This window comes from Pseudomonas sp. PS02290 (assembly GCF_029960075.1).
Lineage (GTDB): Bacteria > Pseudomonadota > Gammaproteobacteria > Pseudomonadales > Pseudomonadaceae > Aquipseudomonas.
Genome location: NZ_JASCOY010000186.1, coordinates 1 through 4,183, shown reverse-complemented (window position 1 = coordinate 4,183; position 4,183 = coordinate 1). Strand labels below are relative to the sequence as shown.

Below are 4,183 nucleotides of genomic sequence, written 5' to 3'. Positions count from 1 at the left end.
GCATGGATGCCGCGAGAGCCGCCCCCCGCCATGGATGGCGGATGGCGGCGGGCCCACGGAGCGAGACCGGAGTGAAGGAACCCTGAGGAACGAAGGGCCCAACCGAGAGCAAGCACCCTTGGTTACTTGGGGTGCTTTTCCAAGTAACTCGCCGAAGGCGAAACCGAGGCCGTTAGGCCGACGCTCTTGATCTTAAGGATCTTGATCTTGATCTTGATCTTGATCTTGATCCGGATCCTCAAAAGCACGTCTGTTCAATACCCATCCCCTGCAACCCGCCACACTGATTTCATCGGCCACACACACCTGCACCTCAGGGTCGTGGCCCACGAAATCAACGGTGTGTGATGACCTACTCAACCCTCAACGACCACGCCCAAGACCTCGGACTGCTCTTCCTCAGGTCCGCCGGCGCGCTGTTCCTGCTGTTCGTCCACGGCCTGCCCAAGCTCCTCGACTTCAACACCCAACTGACCCTCATCGAAGACCCGTTCCATCTAGGCGCGCCAATGACCCTGAGCATCGCCATCTTCGCCGAAGTCCTCTGCCCCCTGTTGATTCTGACCGGCGTGCTGGCGCGACTGGCGTGCCTGCCTATTCTCATCCTGCTGCTGGTCGCGCTCGTCGTGGTGCACAGCGAGTGGAGCGTCGAACAGGGCCAGTTCGGCTGGTTATTACTGATCATCTTCACCAGTGTGCTGATCGCCGGACCCGGTCGTCTGGCGCTTAACCATGGTTTGCCCGGAGCGCTTCGCTATGCCTGATTACGCCACGACCGCCGACGTTACCCCAACGTCGAAACTGTCCGCCGACGAAATCGTCACCCTGGTGGTCAAGCACCGGATCAAGGCCGGTTTCGAAGCGCAATACGAAGCCTGGCTGCGGCGCATCATCGCCATGGCGGCAAGTTACCCCGGGCATCTGGGCGTCGACGTCATACGCGGCAAGGCCGACGGCCTGCACATGTTCACCTGCGTCCTGCGCTTCTGCTCGACCGACGCCATGCACAGCTGGCTCGACTCGTCCCATCGCCGCGAACTGGTGGCCGAAGCGTCGCCCATGCTGGCCGACGGCGATTTCACCGAGGTCAACCCGCACAACGAATTCTGGTTCGTTCCCGCCGCGGAAAACCCGCCGCCGCGCTGGAAACAGGCCTGCGTGACCTTCCTGGTGATCTGCCCGCTGACCCTGCTGGTGCCGCTGGTCTGGGGGCCGGTGTTCCGCCTGTACCCGCTGCTGGCCAACTACATCATCAGCACCGCCCTGGTCACCGTGACCATCGTCTTGCTGGTGGTGTACGTGCTGATGCCCCGGGCGACGCGGCTGTTTGCCCCGTGGCTGAATGCCCGGCCGACGCCGGTGGCGGGCGCCGATCATGAAGGATGACGACGCCGATCAACCGTCTTCCAGCGACCGCCGCCGATTGGTCGCCAAAGGCTCGTTGCTCGGCGCGGCCGCTGCACTGCTTTCTTCACTGCCTGCCACCGGCCTTGCCGTCGGGGCGTCCCACTCTTCTGCCAACGGAGGCGCGATGAACGTCGATCTGATTCTCTTCAACGGTAATTTCCACACGGTTGACCAGGAAAAACCCAAGGCCAGCGCCGTGGCCATCAGCGGCGGGAAATTCGTCGCCGTGGGCTCCGACGCCGAGATCATGGCCCAGCGCGGCCCGGCCACGCAGGTCATCGACATGCATAAGCGCACGGTGATCCCGGGCCTCAACGACTCGCACTTGCACCTGATTCGTGGCGGCCTGAACTACAACCTCGAACTGCGCTGGGAGGGCGTACCGTCCCTGGCCGACGCGCTGCGCATGCTCAAGGCCCAGGCCGACCGCACGCCGACGCCGCAGTGGGTGCGCGTGGTCGGTGGCTGGAACGAATTCCAGTTCGCCGAAAAACGTATGCCGACCCTCGAAGAACTCAATCAGGCCGCCCCTGACACCCCGGTGTTCGTCCTTCACTTGTACGACCGCGCGTTGCTCAACCGCGCCGCGCTGCGTGTGGCCGGTTACACCCGAGACACGCCGAACCCGCCGGGTGGCGAGATCGTCCGCGACAGCAACGGCGACCCGACCGGCATGCTGGTGGCCAAGCCCAACGCGATGATCCTCTACTCGACTTTGGCCAAGGGGCCGAAGTTGCCGCTGGAGTACCAGGTCAACTCCACCCGCCAGTTCATGCGCGAGCTGAACCGTCTGGGCCTGACCAGCGCCATCGACGCCGGCGGCGGTTTTCAGAATTACCCGGACGATTACGCGGTCATCACGCAACTGGCCGAGGCCAGACAGCTGACCGTGCGCATCGCCTACAACCTGTTCACCCAGAAGCCCAAGGAAGAGCTGGAAGACTTCAAGCACTGGACCAACACCGTCACGCTGCATCAGGGCGATGACTTCCTGCGCCACAACGGCGCCGGGGAGATGCTGACCTTCTCGGCAGCGGACTTCGAAGACTTCCTTGAGCCGCGCCCGGATTTGCCGGCCGGTATGGAGCAGGACCTCGAGCCGGTAGTGCGCCATCTGGTCGAGCACCGCTGGCCGTTCCGCCTCCACGCCACCTATGACCAGTCCATTTCGCGCATGCTCGACGTGTTCGAGAAGGTCAACCGCGACATTCCGTTCAACGGCATTCCGTGGTTCTTCGACCACTGCGAAACCATCACGCCGAAGAACATCGAGCGGGTCAAGGCGCTGGGCGGCGGCATCGCCATTCAGGACCGCATGGCCTTCCAGGGCGAGTATTTCGTCGAGCGCTACGGTGCCAAGGCCGGCGAGCACACGCCGCCGATCAAACGCATGCTGGCCGAAGGCGTGCCGGTGGGCGCGGGGACCGACGCCACCCGCGTGTCGAGCTACAACCCGTGGACTTCGCTGTACTGGATGGTCAGCGGTCGCACCGTCGGCGGCCTGGAGCTGTACCCGGAAGGCTTGTCCCGGGAAACCGCGCTCGAACTGTTCACCCGTGGCAGCGCCTGGTTTTCCTCCGAGCAGGGCAAGAAAGGCCAGATCAAGGTCGGCCAGCTCGCGGACGTGGTGGCGTTGTCCCAAGACTTTTTCAGCGTGCCGGAGGAGTCGATCAAGTGGATCGAATCGGTGCTGACCATCGTCGACGGCAAGGTGGTGTACGGCGCCGGCGAGTTCGACGATCTGGCACCGCCGAGCGTGCCGGTGCTGCCGGACTGGTCGCCGGTTTCCAAAGTCCCGGGCCACTGGCGCCAAGGCGCACCGATGGCCGCGGCGGTTCACCAGTGCAGCGGCCCCTGCGGTGTCCACGCCCACAGCCACGATAAAGCGCGCCAGTCGAAAGTACCGGTCAGCGACTTCCAGGGTTTCTGGGGCGCGTTTGGCTGTTCGTGCTTCGCTTTCTGACCGGCGCCTGAACAGGGCAATTGAAAAGAGCATGAAAGGCCCCGTCGGCACTGACCGGCGGGGCTCTCCGTCAGCGTGATGCGCTGGCCCTTGTACCCATCCGTCACCCACTCAATGGAGTCAATCATGACCGTTCCCTACAAGCGTCTGAACAAAGATGATGCCGTCGTTCTGCTGGTCGATCACCAGACCGGCCTGATCTCGCTGGTCCAGGACTTCACGCCGAACGAGTTCAAGAACAACGTGCTGGCCCTGGCCGACTGCGCCAAATTCTTCAAACTCCCGACCATCCTCACCACCAGCTTCGAGACCGGCCCGAACGGCCCACTGGTGCCCGAGCTCAAGGCGATGTTCCCGGACGCGCCGTACATCGCCCGTCCTGGCCAGATCAACGCCTGGGACAACGAAGACTTCGTCAAAGCGGTCAAGGCCACCGGCCGCAAGCAGATCATCATCGCCGGCGTCGTAACTGACGTTTGCGTGGCGTTCCCGACCCTGTGCGCGCTGGAAGAAGGCTTCGACGTGTTCGTGGTCACCGATGCGTCGGGCACCTTCAACGACGTGGTGCAAAAGGCCGCCTGGGCGCGCATGACTGCGGCCGGCGCGCAGTTGATGAACTGGTTCTCGGTGGCCTGCGAGCTGCAGGGCGACTGGCGCAACGACATGGAAGGCCTGGCGAACCTGCTGTCCCAGCGCATTCCGAACTACCGCAACCTGATGAACAGCTACTCGGCCTTCACCGCCAAGTAACACCCCGTGCGCCGCCTTTTTGCGGCGTACACCCTCCCGAATCAGCGGTAACCGTGACAAGAT

Annotated in this window: 4 protein-coding genes; all 4 read left to right on the top strand. The window is 63.5% G+C overall.

Going from position 1 to position 4,183, the window contains the following annotated elements; genetic code table 11:
• The first annotated feature begins 347 nt into the window (after positions 1–347).
• The 4 genes from QMX88_RS28930 to ycaC all read left to right on the top strand — a co-directional run bounded on the left by QMX88_RS28930 (position 348) and on the right by ycaC (position 4,120).
• On the top strand, positions 348–764 hold the full coding sequence (locus tag QMX88_RS28930; RefSeq protein WP_282373666.1) for a DoxX family protein: 417 nt from the start codon (positions 348–350) through the stop codon (positions 762–764).
• Entirely contained in the window at positions 757–1,386 is a 630-nt protein-coding gene (locus QMX88_RS28925; RefSeq protein WP_282373665.1) for an antibiotic biosynthesis monooxygenase, read from the top strand. The genes QMX88_RS28930 and QMX88_RS28925 overlap by 8 nt, the downstream gene beginning before the upstream one ends.
• A gap of 145 nt (positions 1,387–1,531) precedes the next feature.
• Positions 1,532–3,370 (top strand): amidohydrolase, encoded by a 1,839-nt coding sequence (locus QMX88_RS28920; RefSeq protein ID WP_282373667.1) that lies wholly within the window; start codon positions 1,532–1,534, stop codon positions 3,368–3,370.
• A gap of 126 nt (positions 3,371–3,496) precedes the next feature.
• Positions 3,497–4,120, top strand: a complete 624-nt coding sequence (gene ycaC / locus QMX88_RS28915) for an isochorismate family cysteine hydrolase YcaC (protein WP_282373664.1) — start codon at positions 3,497–3,499, stop codon at positions 4,118–4,120.
• The last annotated feature ends 63 nt before the right edge of the window (positions 4,121–4,183 follow it).

Bases quoted from the DNA above. Each gene is read 5' to 3' on its own strand.
- QMX88_RS28930 (WP_282373666.1), top strand. From the start codon at position 348: ATGACCTACTCAACCCTCAACGACCACGCCCAAGACCTCGGACTGCTC.
- ycaC (WP_282373664.1), top strand. From the start codon at position 3,497: ATGACCGTTCCCTACAAGCGTCTGAACAAAGATGATGCCGTCGTTCTG.
- QMX88_RS28920 (WP_282373667.1), top strand. From the start codon at position 1,532: ATGAACGTCGATCTGATTCTCTTCAACGGTAATTTCCACACGGTTGAC.
- QMX88_RS28925 (WP_282373665.1), top strand. From the start codon at position 757: ATGCCTGATTACGCCACGACCGCCGACGTTACCCCAACGTCGAAACTG.